This window comes from Micromonospora inyonensis (assembly GCF_900091415.1).
In the GTDB taxonomy this organism is placed as follows: Bacteria; Actinomycetota; Actinomycetes; order Mycobacteriales; family Micromonosporaceae; genus Micromonospora; species Micromonospora inyonensis.
In genome coordinates, this window is the sequence record NZ_FMHU01000001.1 from 2160059 (window position 1) to 2174590 (window position 14532).

Annotated in this window: 14 protein-coding genes and 1 tRNA gene; 8 read left to right on the top strand and 7 right to left on the bottom strand. The window is 70.6% G+C overall.

Annotated elements, in window-relative coordinates; translation table 11 throughout:
* Positions 1-75: 75 nt before the first annotated feature.
* Both serS and GA0074694_RS09850 read left to right on the top strand, forming a co-directional pair.
* Positions 76-1353, top strand: coding sequence for a serine--tRNA ligase (gene serS / locus GA0074694_RS09845; RefSeq protein WP_091455873.1), 1278 nt, complete (start codon positions 76-78; stop codon positions 1351-1353).
* 113 nt (positions 1354-1466) lie between these two features.
* Positions 1467-2180: a polyamine aminopropyltransferase gene (locus GA0074694_RS09850; protein ID WP_091455877.1), complete on the top strand. Its 714-nt coding sequence runs from the start codon at positions 1467-1469 to the stop codon at positions 2178-2180.
* 31 nt (positions 2181-2211) lie between these two features.
* Here GA0074694_RS09850 and GA0074694_RS09855 read toward each other — a convergent pair whose 3' ends face one another.
* The gene (locus GA0074694_RS09855) at positions 2212-3288 is read right to left on the bottom strand and encodes a spore photoproduct lyase family protein (RefSeq protein ID WP_218105655.1); all 1077 of its coding nucleotides are present in this window, start codon (positions 3286-3288) and stop codon (positions 2212-2214) included.
* A 114-nt stretch (positions 3289-3402) separates the two neighbouring features.
* On the opposite strand from GA0074694_RS09855, the gene GA0074694_RS09860 reads away from it, so the two are divergent.
* Together GA0074694_RS09860 and GA0074694_RS09865 are read left to right on the top strand one after the other, a co-directional pair.
* Complete coding sequence (locus GA0074694_RS09860; RefSeq protein WP_091455880.1) at positions 3403-4152, top strand: DNA-formamidopyrimidine glycosylase family protein; 750 nt, start codon at positions 3403-3405, stop codon at positions 4150-4152.
* A 197-nt stretch (positions 4153-4349) separates the two neighbouring features.
* Positions 4350-5360, top strand: coding sequence for an alcohol dehydrogenase catalytic domain-containing protein (locus GA0074694_RS09865; protein WP_091455884.1), 1011 nt, complete (start codon positions 4350-4352; stop codon positions 5358-5360).
* A 207-nt stretch (positions 5361-5567) separates the two neighbouring features.
* Here the strand turns inward: GA0074694_RS09865 and GA0074694_RS09870 are convergent, their stop codons facing one another.
* On the bottom strand, positions 5568-5990 hold the full coding sequence (locus GA0074694_RS09870) for an ATP-binding protein (RefSeq protein WP_091455887.1): 423 nt from the start codon (positions 5988-5990) through the stop codon (positions 5568-5570).
* Between the two features lie 235 nt (positions 5991-6225).
* On the opposite strand from GA0074694_RS09870, the gene GA0074694_RS09875 reads away from it, so the two are divergent.
* Positions 6226-6576 (top strand): STAS domain-containing protein, encoded by a 351-nt coding sequence (locus GA0074694_RS09875; protein WP_091455891.1) that lies wholly within the window; start codon positions 6226-6228, stop codon positions 6574-6576.
* Between the two features lie 7 nt (positions 6577-6583).
* On the opposite strand, the gene GA0074694_RS09880 is transcribed toward GA0074694_RS09875, so the two are convergent.
* Positions 6584-7831, bottom strand: a complete 1248-nt coding sequence (locus GA0074694_RS09880) for a PP2C family protein-serine/threonine phosphatase (protein WP_091455895.1) — start codon at positions 7829-7831, stop codon at positions 6584-6586.
* Positions 7832-7975: 144 nt separating this feature from the next.
* On the opposite strand from GA0074694_RS09880, the gene GA0074694_RS30810 reads away from it, so the two are divergent.
* From GA0074694_RS30810 to GA0074694_RS09890, 3 genes are all read left to right on the top strand, one after another.
* Positions 7976-8185, top strand: a complete 210-nt coding sequence (locus GA0074694_RS30810) for a hypothetical protein (RefSeq protein WP_141714017.1) — start codon at positions 7976-7978, stop codon at positions 8183-8185.
* Positions 8186-8429: 244 nt separating this feature from the next.
* A tRNA-Arg gene (locus GA0074694_RS31535) sits at positions 8430-8544 on the top strand.
* A 792-nt stretch (positions 8545-9336) separates the two neighbouring features.
* Positions 9337-10008, top strand: coding sequence for a GNAT family N-acetyltransferase (locus tag GA0074694_RS09890; RefSeq protein WP_176737841.1), 672 nt, complete (start codon positions 9337-9339; stop codon positions 10006-10008).
* A gap of 587 nt (positions 10009-10595) precedes the next feature.
* On the opposite strand, the gene GA0074694_RS09895 is transcribed toward GA0074694_RS09890, so the two are convergent.
* From GA0074694_RS09895 to GA0074694_RS09910, 4 genes are read right to left on the bottom strand one after another with little or no spacing between them, the layout of a single operon-like run.
* Positions 10596-11447, bottom strand: coding sequence for an ABC transporter ATP-binding protein (locus tag GA0074694_RS09895; RefSeq protein ID WP_218105656.1), 852 nt, complete (start codon positions 11445-11447; stop codon positions 10596-10598).
* A complete protein-coding gene (locus GA0074694_RS09900) occupies positions 11444-12550 on the bottom strand; it encodes a FecCD family ABC transporter permease (RefSeq protein WP_091455902.1) in 1107 nt (368 codons plus the stop codon). The genes GA0074694_RS09895 and GA0074694_RS09900 overlap by 4 nt, the downstream gene beginning before the upstream one ends.
* The gene (locus GA0074694_RS09905) at positions 12547-13350 is read right to left on the bottom strand and encodes a class I SAM-dependent methyltransferase (protein ID WP_091455905.1); all 804 of its coding nucleotides are present in this window, start codon (positions 13348-13350) and stop codon (positions 12547-12549) included. The genes GA0074694_RS09900 and GA0074694_RS09905 overlap by 4 nt, the downstream gene beginning before the upstream one ends.
* On the bottom strand, positions 13347-14522 hold the full coding sequence (locus tag GA0074694_RS09910) for an ABC transporter substrate-binding protein (protein WP_091455908.1): 1176 nt from the start codon (positions 14520-14522) through the stop codon (positions 13347-13349). The genes GA0074694_RS09905 and GA0074694_RS09910 overlap by 4 nt, the downstream gene beginning before the upstream one ends.
* Positions 14523-14532: the final 10 nt, after the last annotated feature.

A 14532-nucleotide genomic window follows, 5' to 3' on the forward strand; every position in this document is an offset into this window, starting at 1 on the left:
CGGACGAGGTCCAGCCGCTATGCTTCCTTACTCCGGCGTATGTGCTCCAAACTCATGGGAAGAGACGGACAAGCGGTGCTTGACCTCACGCAGTTGCTGACAGACACGGAAGCTGTGGCCGACCGGCTGGCGACCAAGGGGGTCGAGAAGTCTCTCGTGCTGTCCGCCCGGGACGCCGTGGAACGGCGCAGGGCCGTACGGCTCGAGCTCGACGGTCTGCGTGAGACCATGAACCGCCGCTCCAAGGAGTCCGGCAAGATCATCGCGCAGGGTGGTGCCGAGGCGGAGAAGATCCGCCAGGAACTGATCGGCCTGAAGCGGGACGTCGCGGACGCCGAGGCGCGGTTCCGTGAGGCCGAGCAGCACGAGCGTCAGTTGCTGCTGGTACTGCCCAACCTGCCCGCTCCCGAGGCGCCGGTCGGCAGCGACGAGAGCCACAACGTCGTGCTCCGGTACGGCGGTCCGGAGGCCAAGCCCGACCCGTCCGCCCGGCCGCACTGGGAGGTGGCCGGCGAGCTGGGGATCTTCGAGCCGGAGCGGGCCGCCAAGCTGAGCGGGTCCGGCTTCTCGGTGCTGCGCGGGGACGGGGCACGCCTGCTCCGGGCTCTGGTGCAGCTCGGCCTCGACCTGAACCGGGACACCTACGAGGAGACCGTCGTACCGCACTTCGTCCGGGGCGACACGATGGTGGGCACGGGTCACCTGCCGAAGTTCCGCGACGACACGTACTCGACGGTCGACGACCTGTGGGCCGTACCGACGGGTGAGGTCCCCCTGACCGGTCTGCACCGCGACGAGCTGCTCGATGACGCACAGCTTCCCCTGCGGTACATGACCCACACGGCCTGCTTCCGCCGGGAGGCCGGCAGCGCCGGCAAGGACACCCGGGGAATGCAGCGCCTCCACGAGTTCCACAAGGTGGAACTCGTGCGCATCTGCCGTCCGGAGGAGGAGGCCGCCGAACTCGCGGCCCTCCTCGCGGACGCCGAGCGGACCCTGCTCGCCCTGGAGCTGCCCTACCGCGTGGTGGACCTGTGCACCGGCGACCTGACGTTCTCCTCGTCGCGGATCTTCGATCTGGAGGTCTACTCGCCGGGGGTCGACAAGTGGCTGGAAGTCTCGTCGGTCGGGGACTTCACCGACTTCCAGGCGCGTCGCAGCAACATCCGCTACCGGGCCGAGAACGGGCGGCCCCGGTTCGTCCGCACCCTGAACGGCTCGGGGATGGCCACCCCGCGGGTGTGGGCGGCCCTGATCGAGCACGGGCAACGTCCGGACGGCCGGGTCCGGCTGCCCGAGGCGCTGTGGCCGTACATGGGTGGCGAGTTCCTGAGGCCGTCGCCCCGACGGTGACGACGGGTGGTCGGGTCCCGCCGCGCGGTGCGCGCCACCGTGCGGCGGGCCACCGTGTCGTCGCTGCGGTCTTCCAGGCTCCCCGCGCCGAAGTGTGAGAGTGAGGAAAGACGATGGGACGCCGCTTCGAGGAACTCGACTGGAGTGAGACGCCGATCGGCGCCATCAGCCTGCGACGCCGGCTGGACCCGACGCTCGACGTCGACGTCTACGAGGTGAAGCTGGACGACGAGTACCTGATGTCGAGCCTGTTCACGGTGGCCGAGGTCGAGCTCGCCCGGCTCGGCCTGGCCGAGTTGCCCGAGGTCGGTCTCGACGTCGTGGTCGGAGGTCTCGGCCTCGGGTACACCGCCGCAGCCGTCCTCGACGACCAGCGGGTACGGTCGCTGACCGTGGTCGAGGCGCTCGGTGAGGTGATCTCCTGGCACCGGCGCGGGATGTTGCCGATGGCCGGTCGGATCACCGGGGACCCGCGCAGTCGTCTGGTGCAGGGTGACTTCTTCGCGATGGTGAACGACCCGGCCGGCCTCGACCCCCAGCTGCCTGACCGGCGCTTCCACGCCATCCTGGTCGACATCGATCACACGCCCCGACATGTCCTGCATCCCCGCCACGCCGCGTTCTACACCCCCGCGGGCCTGCGGCGGCTCGCCGCCCAGCTGCGGCCCGGGGGTGTCTTCGCGCTGTGGTCGGACGCCGCGCCCGACGAGCAGTTCACCGCCATGCTCGAGGAGGTGTTCGTCGCCGTGCGGGCCCACGTGGTCAGGTTCGACAACTGCCTGACCGGCGGCGAGGCCGCCAACACGGTCTACGTGGCGAGCCGGTAGCCGGGACGCGGCTCCGCGCGGGGGCGAGCGCCTAGAAGGCGTAGCGGATGCGGCAGTACGGTGTGCGGGCCGCGATCAGCGAGGTCAACGCGGCGACGTAGCGGCCCTTGTGCCCGGTGCGGTAGCGCAGGTTCCAACCGCCGCTCTGCGAGCGTTTGGGTTGCTGGAGGTCCGGACGCCAGAGCAGCTCCTCGGCCTTCGGGTGCCAGCCGAGGTTGACCTCGTGCAGCCGGTCGTTGTGGGTGAGGAAGATGACCTCGGCGGCGAGCTGTGCCCGAGCCCGGGGACCGATCCCGGCGTCGAGGTGGTCGAGCAGCTCCGCCCAGTCGTCGAGCCAGCCGTCGCGCACCACCACCGGACTGAAGTTGACGTGCACCTCGTAGCCGGCCGCGACGAAGTCGTCGATGGCGGCGATCCGCTCGGCGACCGGTGACGTGCGGATGTCGAGCAGCTTGGCGTCCGTGGCGGGCATCAGCGAGAACCGGATGCGGGTCCGCCCGCGCGGGTCCCAGTCGAGCAGGTCCCGGTTGACGTGCTTGGTGGCGAAGCTGGCCTTGGCGGTGGGCAGGTCGCGGAAGCAGGCGACCAGGTCCCGGACGTTGTCGCTGACCCGGGCGTCCAGCGAGCAGTCGGAGTTCTCGCCGATGTCGTACACCCACGCGTGCGGGTCGCACTGGTCCGGAGTGTCCTTCACACCCTGCCGGGCGACGTGGCGGGACAGGTAGCCGGTGATCCGCTCGATGTTGGTGAAGACCGTGACCGGGTTGCTGTAGCCCTTGCGCCGGGGGACGTAGCAGTAGGCGCACGCCATCGCGCAGCCGTTGGCGGTGGACGGGGCGATGAAGTCGGCGGAGCGGCCGTTCGGCCGGGCGGTGAGCGACTTCTTCACCCCGAGGACGAGGGTCTCGGTCTTGATCCGCACCCAGCGGGCCACGTTCGTCTCGTCGCCGTACAGCTCGGGGATGCGGGTGTGGCTGTCGATCTCGATGCGCTCGGCGTCGGGGAACCGGGCCAGCACCTGCTGGCCGCGCGGGAGCGCGGCGGCCTGCGGCTCCAGGAAGATCCGCCGGATGTCGAGCACCGAGGGGGGCGGGACGACGTCAGTCACGAACTGGTACAACTGCGGACCCACCGTCCCTAATCCCGTCGACGCCCAGGGTTTCTGCTCCGGTCCGGCGGGTAGCCGCCAGCATGTCGGCCCTGTTCCGCGCAGAGCGTTGACGTGCCCGAAGGGCACCTGATCCACCGGTACGCCCGCGAGCAGCACACCGCGCTCGCCGGGCAGGTGCTGGCCGTCTCCAGCCCGCAGGGCCGCTTCGACCCCGGCCCGTACGACGGACGGCGGCTGCGCGCGGTGGAGGCGTACGGCAAGCACCTGCTCTACCACCTCGACGGCAGCCCGACCCTGCACGTGCACCTCGGCATGCGTGGGCTGTTCCTGCGGTACGACGACCCGACGGCCACCCCACGGCCCGGAGTGCGGCTCCGGCTGGCCGGCGTTGCCGTCGCGTACGATTTGATCGCCCCGATCCGGTGCGCGCCGCTCGCGGCCGACGGCGAGCGGGCGCTTCGCGACTCGCTCGGGCCGGACCCGCTGCGCGCCGACGCCGACCCGGCGGAGGCGGTACGCCGGCTGGCCGCCGCCCGGAGCGCGGTCGGCGCCGCACTGCTCGACCAGGCCGTCTGGGCCGGCATCGGCAACGCCTGGCGGTCCGAGCTGCTCTTCCTCGCCGGTCTCGACCCGGACAGCCGGGGCGTGGGACCGGAGACGGCACGCCGGGTGTGGGACCTCGCAGTGCGGTACCTGGCCCTGGGCCGGGACGCCGGCCAGGTGGTCAGCGACCCGACCGCGCCGGACGAGCGGTGGGTGTACAAGCGGCCGGTGTGCCGGCGCTGCGGCGCACCCGTGCGCGTGTGGAAGCTGGGTGGCCGTTCGGCGTACGCCTGCCCGGTCGACCAGCTGCCAAGCTGACCCGCCCCGCACCCCGGACGGCCAGCCGGGGTTCGTCCTGCGCCCGCGAGGAGCCCCGTCCCTGCGACCCTTCCTACCCGAAGCCGCCACCAGCCGCTGATTCCCTCGCTAACCTGACCTGGAGCCTGAGGGCCTGACCGGTGCTCGCGTCGTCGGGTGAGACAGGCGCCGGACACGCGACGAAGGAGGAGGCCGCGATGAGAGCGTTGGTCATCACCAGTTTCGACGCGCCACTGCAGATCCAGGAACGGCCGGTCCCGACACCGGGCCCCGGGCAGGTGCTGGTGCGGATCGAGGCCAGCGGTCTGTGCGGCACCGACATCCATGCCGCGCGTGGCGACCTGCCGGTCAAGCCGACGTTGCCGTTGATTCCGGGCCATGAGGGTGTGGGCGTCGTCGAGCAGACCGCGACCGGCGTCACCGAGGTCGCCGTCGGTGACCGGGTCGCGATCCCCTGGCTCGGCTACGCCTGCGGGGTGTGCGACTACTGCGTCAGCGGCTGGGAGACCCTGTGCGAGTCGCAGAAGAACACCGGCTACGGCATCGACGGCGCGCATGCCGAGTACGCCGTCGCGTACGCCCGGTACGTGGTCAAGGTGCCCGACGGCATCAGTTCGCTGGAGGCTGCGCCGCTGACCTGCGCCGGCCTCACCACCTACAAGGCCATCAAGGTGGCGAACGTACGCCCCACCGGGCGGGTGGCGATCTTCGGCATCGGCGGCCTGGGTCACCTGGCGTTGCAGTACGCGCAGGTCTTCGGCGGGGAGGCCATCGCGGTCGACGTCACCGACGAGAAGCTCGCTCTGGCCCGCGACCTCGGTGCCCGGCACACGGTCAACGCCGCGAACAGCGACCCCGTCGCGGCGATCGAGGCGCTGGGCGGGGCCGACGTGGCCGTGGTCCTGGCCGGGCCCCCCAAGGTGTTCGAGCAGGCGCACGCGTCGCTGCGCCGCGGCGGCCGGCTGGTGCTGGTGTCGCTGCCCACGGAGAACACGATGCGGCTACCGATCTTCGAAACCATCATGGGTGGACGGTCGGTGCTCGGGTCCATCGTCGGCACCCGCGCCGAGCTGGCCGAGGTCTTCGCGCTACACGCCGCCGGCCGTACCAGGGTGGAGTCGCAGATCCGTAAGCCGGAGGACGTCAACCAGGCCATGGAGGACGTCCTCGCCGGCAGGGTCACCGCCCGCGTGGTCTTCGAGTTCTGAACCACGCCACGCCGGGTGCGACGACAGGACCAACTGCTTCTGCCCGAGTCGGGTCAGTCGCTGCTCGACCGCGCCAGCCGACCGGGACGTCGGGGCCGCGACCTCCGTACCGGCAGCCGGTAGCCGGCATGTGCGGGGAGGGTGTCCGCGGTCGCGACGACGGCCAGACGGGCAGGGGCCGTACGGCCGGCACCGGCGGGCTTCCGGTCAGCAGTTCGGTGCTGCTCGGACGTCGGTGAGGTGTTTGGTGATGCGTAGCAGCACCTGGTCCGGTGGTCCGGCGATGAAGGCGGCCGTGTCGGAGAGTGCGGCGATCAGGGGCAGCCCACGGCCGCCGATGGTGAGCGGGGCCGGAAGGTCGGCGTCGAGTCTGGTGTCGTCGGGGGTGTTGCCGCGGTTGCCGACTTCGAGCAGGCAGACGTCGTCGTTGATGGCGATGGTGATGGTGATGTCGCTGCCGGGGGCGGCGTGGATCACTGCGTTCGAGCACGCCTCGCTGATCAGCACGGCCAGGTTGGCGCGGGCGTCCTCACTGGCGTCGGTGAGGCTCAGCAGGCTGGTGAGTATGTGGCGGGCGCCGGTCGCCGAGGACGGCTGGCGGGGGAGTGACAGCGTCATGCTCACCCGCATCGCGCAGCTCCCCCCCGGTCCCGTGCGTCACCCGCCGACCACCCTGCCATACCCAGGGCAGGGCCCTCCGATTCACGGTGCCGGGAGAGCCCGGCCAGCAGTGCGGGCGCCACGTTCCTCCCCAACCGGCCGCAGACCCTACGGGAGGCGGTCCGGGCAGGGATCTGGCACGGTGGGGTACGAGCGGGGAACAGGTACCGCGGAGCGGTCGGGTGTACCGCATTGAGGGGGACTTGTGGATTTCGCGTTGACAACCCGGCCGGGGCGTGTCGGCACCGTGGTGGAAGTCGCCGGTGATCTGGACATGAGCACCACACCGCAGTTGCGCGACCGGTTGTCCGAGGTCGTGGAGGGCGGGGCCCGGGTGGTGGTGGTCGACCTCGCCGACGTCGGGTTCATGGATTCCAGTGGCCTGGGCGCCCTCGTGGTCACCTACAAGGAGCTGCGGGAGCGGGACGGCTGGCTCGGTCTGGCCGGAGTCCGTCCGCCGGTACGGAAGGTGTTCTCGGTCACCTCGGTGGACCGGGTCATCGCACTTTTCGACACCGTGCAGGACGCCGAGGAGGCATTCCCGGCGGCGCCCTGAGCAGCCTTCACCCCGGGTGGCTGCTGGCGCGGGCGACGTCGGCGCCATCAGCGGTGCGTCGCGGCCCGTGACCGTCGTACCAGTCGATGATGAGCATGGTCGCGTCGTCGGCCAGGACCGGCCCGGCGACCGCCAGCACCGCGTCGGACAGCGCCCGGACCGCCTCGCGGGGATGCAGATCAGCGATCCCGAGCAGGACGGCGGTCAGGTCCAGGTCGGCGGCGTTGCGTTCCCGCATCCCGTCGGTGACGACGACCAACCGGTCGCCCGGCAACAGGGGGATCTCCGCGCTGCGGTAGCGCTCGTCGGGGAACATACCCAGCGGAAAATTGCCGGGCAGCTCCACCGGTACGACCCGACCGTGACGAACCAGCATCGGCGGGACGTGCCCCGCGTTGAGCAGCTCGCAGCGCCCGGTGGGCAGGTCGACGCGTCCGAGCACGGCGGTCACGTAGGTGCCGCGTACGTTCGCGTGCTCCGCGACGGCCCGGCTGGCCTCCTCGGCCTGTGCGACGAGACTGTCACCGCGGCGGCGGGTGTTACGCAGGCTGCCCACTCCGAGGGTGGCGGTCAGCGCGCTGGCCACGCCGTGACCCATCGCGTCGGTGACGCTGATATGCAGCAGGTCGCGGGCGAGGCTGTAGTCGAAGGTGTCCCCGCCGACGCTCGCGGCCGGTTCCAGCCACCCGGACAGGGCGAACGCGCCGGCCTCGCAGGTGAACGAGGCGGGCAGCAGCCGGCGCTGGATCTCGGCGGAGAGCGTGAAGGGGGTGCTGCGCTGGCCCCACTCGAACAGGTCGGTGTGCCGGCGGCTGGCGATGACCACGAACGCCAGCGCGTGCGCGGTACGGGCGACCTGGGCGACCACGGCGGCGTCCGGTTCGGCGGCAAGATCGATCTCCAGCAGGCCGATCGCCTCGCCGCGTTCGGTGACCGGTGCGAGCACCGTCCACCGGCCGTCGCCGGGGATCACCTGGGTGCTCTGTTGGCGCAGTGCCTGCTCGTGCGGGCCGCCGTCGAACGGCAGGACCTCTGCGGCCTCCTCGTCCTGACGCCGACCGGGACCACCGGCGATCGGTTGGTGGGTCAGCCGGACCAGCGCCCGACCGCCGAGGTCGACGATCAACAGCGACACACCGAGCGCGCCCAGTGCCATGGCGATGGCACCCGTGACGGCCTCGACCGCCTCCACGGGGGCGGCGTCCTCGGCCGACTGCAACATCCCGGCCAGCACCGCCTGCTCGCTGTCCTCCACCCGTCGAGCATAGGCACCCCTTCCGCCGGACGCTCCGCGAGCCGACAGTGGGCCGCCGGGCGACTGCCCGCCAGCGATCCAACACGAGAACCCACGACGTTCGACGCCGCTGCCGAAACACTGGAGGGTGGCACGACCGGCTCTATGTGCGCCGACATCGTGCCGCTGCTGCAGAACGGTGTGTGGGATTTCTACCAGGCGAACGACGCCAAGCCGGTCACGTTCAACGGACCCTGTTTTCGCGGCCACGTTCCCGAGCTGCACGATGAGGCTGCGGGTGGAAAGCTGGCAGCTTCGCGCAGACCGACCGGGCGACGGACCTGGACGGATACACGGTCCTTGGAAATGGGCTGATCTCGGCTCGCTGTCACCTTCAGCCTCGACCTGGTTCCCGAGGACCTACTCACCTGCTATGGGGCGGACCCTGCCAGGGCAGAGCTGCTCACCCGACAGGAGGCGTGGGACAAGTACCCGCCTAATCACGGCGGCACCCAGCTGCGTACCGGCACACTGAACGGCTGCGGGTTTTGCTTTGAGGAGATTGGCTATCAGGGCATCCGACCCGAGGTTCGCCTACTCGGTCCGAGGCCAGCAACCTCGTAGCTCAGGGGATAGAGCATCGGCTTCCTAACCCGACGCTCCGCCGGTGTCGGTAGGTCGATGACCTGCGAGCTCTTGTTATCCACCTATGCGTGCCGGTCGCTTCGCGGCCATGCTGCAGACCCGCACATCGACGCCACAGGAGTTCTATGCCGGCGATTGGAGGGCATAAGAAGTCGTGAGGGATGGACCGAGTTCACGGCGCGCACTTGGGTCTGGGTGGTGGTACTCGGCTTCATGATCCTCAACGCGGCTCTCGCCGGCGGCGTCAACGTACTGGGGCCGGCCGTTGCGGAGGAGACCATCGGCCGGAGCGGATGGGGCTTGGTGCTGGCCGCACAGACCGTCGGCATGGTTGTCGGCGGCCTGATAGCCATACGGATACGGGTACGCAGACTGCTGCTGCTCGGCGTGCTCTGCATGTTCGCCGAGTCGTTTCTGCTGCTGGGGTTGGCCCTGGCCCGTGTCTATTCCTACGACATGTTGGGCTCCTGGATCGCCGTCCCACTCGGTCAGATCGCGGTCGCACCGCTCAGCGCGGTGATCGGCACCCAGGTCACGTTGCTGATTCTCGCCGCATCGGTCGTCCTCGCCGTCCTTGGCATGTTGGCCAGCCGGGGGCCGTGCGCCGGCTTCGGACGACAACCGATGCCGAGGCGCGGGACGAGGCTCGAAGCGATCCGACTGACGGCGGCTCGGAGGACAGTTCTGCCACGCCGGCCTCCAGTTCGGAGACCCGCGTCTGATCCAGCGTATTGTCAGGATGACGCCGAGAGCGACATGGCTGCCGCCACGCATCGAACCCGGGACGAGACCACCGGCCGCGGCCTGGCGCGAATGTTAGGCTCCGCCAGGTGGTCGGACCGGATATCTACGTCGAGAACGCTTCGGCGATGTGGCGGGCCGTGGCCCCCGACACCCATCTGGTGCAGGCGTACTCCCGGGCTGATCTGCCTCGGATGACGCGTCTGGTCCTGCGCGAGCCGATGTCGGCGGAGAGCGTGTCGCGTCTCCTGGACCAGGCGCCGTCAACGAAGAGCGTGGTCGTGGAGGACGTGTTCGGTGGTCACACCGCGCTGCCCGCCTCGGCGGCACGCATCCTGCGTATGCCGGTGATGGTACGTCCTGCGGGGACGGTCCCGGCCGCCGCCGACGAGACCGTGCGCATCGTCGAGGTCAAGCATCCTGACGAGTTGGTGGTGGCGGAGCGCATCATCGTGGAAGGCTTCCCGGTCTCCGCGCTGCTGCCGTGGCGCAGGGGCGAGGCACTTCCCCCGCATCTGCTGCGGGTTTCCCACTGGAAGGTTTGGCTGGCATACCGGCAGGGTGAGCCGGTGGCCGCCGGGTATACCTACGACGACGGTCGCGCAGTCGGCCTCTACTGGTTGGTCACGTCCCCTGAACATCGATCGGCCGGGCTCGCCCGGGCACTGCTGACCCGGGCCGTCCGCGCCTACCCGGATCGGCCGTTCACGCTCGTCGCCACGGACGCCGGGCTGTCGTTGTACAAGTCCCTGGACTTCCGGTCCGTCGCCACGGCCACGTGGTACATGCGCTCGCCCGTTTCGGACGGATGATCCGTGGCTCGGGGCTGAGCGACACGGTGCGCTGATCAGCACGAGAAGGCCGGCCGGTACGAGGTTCCGACGTCGAGCGGGCCTGCCCGGCCGCCCCGCACCCGCCGCCGTCCCGTCGCCGACGCGCGGGACCGATCCGGGCGTGCCCGTCCACCCATCCGAGTGCGGCGCCGTTCGGCATGCACTTCGGCGGGACGTACCGCAGCGACACGGCGACATGATGTCCACCATCCGGGAATATAGCCAACGGGATCGACTAACCCTTGACTCACGGTCGGTAACCGCTAGAGCGCGCATGGGCACTCCCCCTGCCGTATGGCATTGACCGACCTCCACGTCGAACCACTCTGCGTAACTCTCCGGAGTCGTCCGAATCATCACCACGCCCAGCTCATGGAGATCAAGCGCGAACTCGTCGGCGTCGTCCTCGCCACGCACGACCCAGTCCCAGATCTCGTTCTCAATCTCCCCACGGCCCGGATCCGCGATCCGCTCGGCCAGGAACCGCACGCCTTCAGGGCGATCGTTGTAGATCCAACCAGTCACGGCCGCGATCCTTGTAGCCACCTACGACAGCCTGAGACGGATCAGGAGCCGGGCCGGCGGTAGCGGACCCGGGGCCGGCCGTCAGCCGCCGTGTCGATGTCCGCCCGTACCCGGTAGGCCTGCGCGATCCGGTCTGCGGTGAGCACTTCGGCGGGCGCACCTGCCGCGACAACTCGGCCGGCGTGCAACAGCACCAGCCGGTCGCAGTACTGTGCGGCCAGGTTGAGATCGTGCAGGGTCACCACGACGGTGGTCGCCGACTCCGAGAGGAACTGCAACAGGTCCAGCTGGTGCCGGATGTCCAGGTGGTTCGTCGGCTCGTCGAGCAGCAGCAGGTCCGGCTCCTGAACCAGGGCGCGGGCCAGGTCCACCCGCTGCCGCTCCCCACCGGACAGGGTGGACCAGCGCCGCTGCTCGAACCCGGCCAGACCGGCCTCGGCGAGCGCGTGCCGGGCCAGGGCCACATCGGCAGCGGCGACACCGGCGAGACGTGGGCGGTACGGGATTCGGCCCAACAGGACCACCTCCAGGGCGGACATCTCCACGTCGGTGACCGCCTGCTGGGTGACTACCGCGATCCGCCGGGACAGTGCGCGCCGAGACAGCGCGCTCAACGCGACGTCGTCGAGGAGCACCAGCCCGGAGTCGGGTCGCGCCAGCCCGGCCAGCAGCCGCAGCAGGCTCGACTTGCCTGAGCCGTTCGGCCCGAGCAGTCCGACCGTGGCACCCGGTTCGGCGGTGAGCGCCACCTCCGCCAGAATCCGCACGCCGGCTACGCCCCATCCGATCTGGTCGGCGCGCAGCAGAGCCGGACGCGGGCCCGCGACGTGCCGGCCGCCGTCCCGGCCGTCTCGGGTTGCCCGCCCGCCGCCGGTGGCGTCCCAGCCGGTCACGGCGTAGCCGTCCGACGCAGCATGACCAGGGCGAACACCGGCACGCCGAGCACTGCGGTGAGCACGCCCACCGGCAGTTCCTGCGGCGAGAACACGGTCCGCGCCGCGGTGTCCGCCCAGATCAGGAAGGTCGCGCCGGTGACCGCGCAGGCGGGTAGCAGCGTGCGGTGCCCGGAACCGATCATGAACCGTACCGCGTGCGGCACCGTCAATCCGACGAACCCGATCGCCCCGCTCGCCGCGACCAGCGTGGCCGCCACCAACGCGGTGACGCCGAACAGCAGCAGCCGGGTTCGCCCGGTGGAGAAGCCGAGCGATCGTGCGGTGTCGGTGCCGAACGCGAAGGCGTCCAGCGCCGTCGCGGCGGCCCAACAGACCAGCAGGCCAACGCCGGTCACCACGGCGCACAGCGCCACCGCCGGCCATGAGGCCGCGGTCAACGAACCGAGCAGCCAGAACGTCACGCCGCGGGTGTCCTGGGTGTGCGCGTCGGAGATCACGATCAGGCTGGTCACCGCACTGAACAGCTGTGAGACGGCCACCCCGGCGAGCACGATGCGGGTCGGCTCGACGGCTCGTCGACCGGCCAGCAGCAGCACCGCGCCGAACGCGACCAGGCTGCCGGCGAACGCGCCGGTGGTCAGGCCGACGGGGCCCGCGCCGACGTGGATTCCGAGCACCAGCACCGCCACCGCGCCGGTGGAGGCGCCGGAGGAGACGCCGAGCAGGAACGGGTCGGCCAGCGGGTTACGGGTCAGCGCCTGCAGCACCGCGCCGCACACGGCCAAGCCGGCACCGACCAACCCGGCCAGCAGCACCCGGGGCAGCCGCAGGTCCCACACGATGCTGTCCGTCAGCGGCGGCAGCGGGCGGGCCGGCAGGCCCAGATGGGTGCCCACGGAACGCAGTACGTCGGCGGCGGAGAGATCGGCCGAGCCCACGGCGACCGCTGCCGCGATGCTGGTGAGCAACAGGAACACGGCCAGCGGCAGAACGTACCGGCCCCCCGGCCGCCAGGCGCCAGCAGGGGTGAACGAGGCTCGCCTCGCCCCGGCACCGGAATCGGGTGCCCGGGCGAGGGATGGTGCGATCGGTGGACTCATCGGCGGGCGAACACCACGTAGTCGTCGAGGTACTGCCAGACGGTGCCGACCTCGGCGAAGCCGGCCGTACGCAGTGCCGCGAGGTGGAACTCCAGCGGGGCCAGGGCCTGCGGCGGTCGGTCGGCGAACCGCCGTTCCCGCTCGGCGGCCAGTCCCGCCAGTTCCGGATGACGGGCCGCCTCGGCGTACCAGGCGGAGTAGCTGAGCGCGCCGGCGGCGAACGTCTCCTCTTGCACTCGCTCGTCGTGCCGGCGGGCGATGTCGCTCAGCGTGGGAGCCGACCCGTCGTACCGGAGGTGGTCCGCGTTCAGCAGCACACCACCGGCCGGCAGCAGCCGAGCGGCGGCGGTGTAGACGCGCAGCAGCTGTGCCGGTGAGAGCCAGTGCAGCGCGGTCGAGCTGAGTACGGCGTCGATCCTCCTCCCGGCCAGCGGCTTCTCCCAGTCCTCGGTCGCCAGGTCCACGTCGCGCACCTCGGCCCGGGAGCCGTACCGATCGAGCGCACCCTGGGCCACCGTCAGCAGCATCGGGTCGTAGTCGACCGCAACAGCGGCGGCCTGCGGGAAGCCGGCTAGTACCCGGTCGCTGATCGCGCCGGGACCGCAGGCCAGGTCCAGGATCGTCAGGTCGTCCGGGCAGTGCAGCCGCAGCACGTCGAACATCGCCTCGAACCGCAGGTCACGGTGGGCCACGTACGCGGACTGCTGGTCGTCCCAGAGCTGGAGCAGGCGCCGGGCGGCCGCCTGGTCCAGCAGCCCGGCGGCCCGCGCGCTGGCGTCGGCGGTATCCCGCGCGGTCATCGGACGAACCCGCGCAGGCCCGCGGCGACCAGCTCGGCCGCCTCGACGCTGCGGATCGACGGATCCATCGACGATCCGGACACCGTGATGATCCGTCCGCCGACCACCGCGTCCAGCTTGGACGTCACCGGGTTGCGGCGCAGAAAGTCGATCTTCGACTGGGCGCTGTCGCCGTCGCCGCCCCGGGTCAGGTGGGCCACCACGATCACGTCTGGGTTGCGTCTGGCGATCTCCTCCCAGTTACCGGCGGGCCACTTCTGGTTGACGTCGGTGAACGCGTTGCGAGCTCCGAGAAGCGAGCTGACCGCGTCCGGTACGCCTCCGTGCCCGGCCACGTACGGAGTGGTGGTGCCGGAGTAGTACCAGAGCAGGGAGGGGTCTGCGCTCGGCTGCCCGGTAGCGCTCGGCACAGCCGTGGGGACCCGCCGCCGGGCGGTGTCCAGCCGGCCCTGCTGTTCGCGGATCAGCTTTTCACCCCGCTCCGGTACGCCGAAGACGGCGGCGATGTCGCGGATCTCGCTGAAGATCCTGTCGAAGCTCACCGTCGGGATCGCGTCCGCCGCGTTCTCGCAGGCGAATGGGGAGAGGTACGCAGGCACGCCGAGCTTGACCAGGTCGGCGCGGGAGCCGGCGGCGTCCGGGGCGTATGCGGACGAGTAGGTCGAGTAGACGAAGTCGGGGTTCGCCGCTCGGACCGCTTCCCGCGATGGGTACAGCTTGGCCAGTACCGGCACCTGTTCGTACGCCGACCGCAACTGAGGCAGCACCGGGTCGGTCTGGTAGCTGGTGCCGACCATCCGGTCGCCGAGACCGAGGCTGAGCATGATCTCGGTGGCGTTCTGTTCCAGCGTTATCGAACGCTTGGGCGGCGCGCCGATGCCGAGGGGAAGCCCGCAGTTGGTCAGCTGGACCGGGCTGGCCGGACCGGTCGGACCGCTCGGTGTGGCGGCCTCGCTACCGGAACAGCCGGTGGCGGCCAGCACCACACACAGCCCAGCAGTAATAAAAACCGTTTTCATGACCGGGAAGAGTAGCAGTGGCTCGTCGAGGACTCCGCAACCAGGGGCACCGACCTGCACAGAAACGGAGACCTGCTGTTCGTCGGCACGGATGCCGAACCCACCCAGCAGCCGTGTTGGATACGAGGGCTCGCGACGTTCGGCCTTCGGCATCCAACGAGCA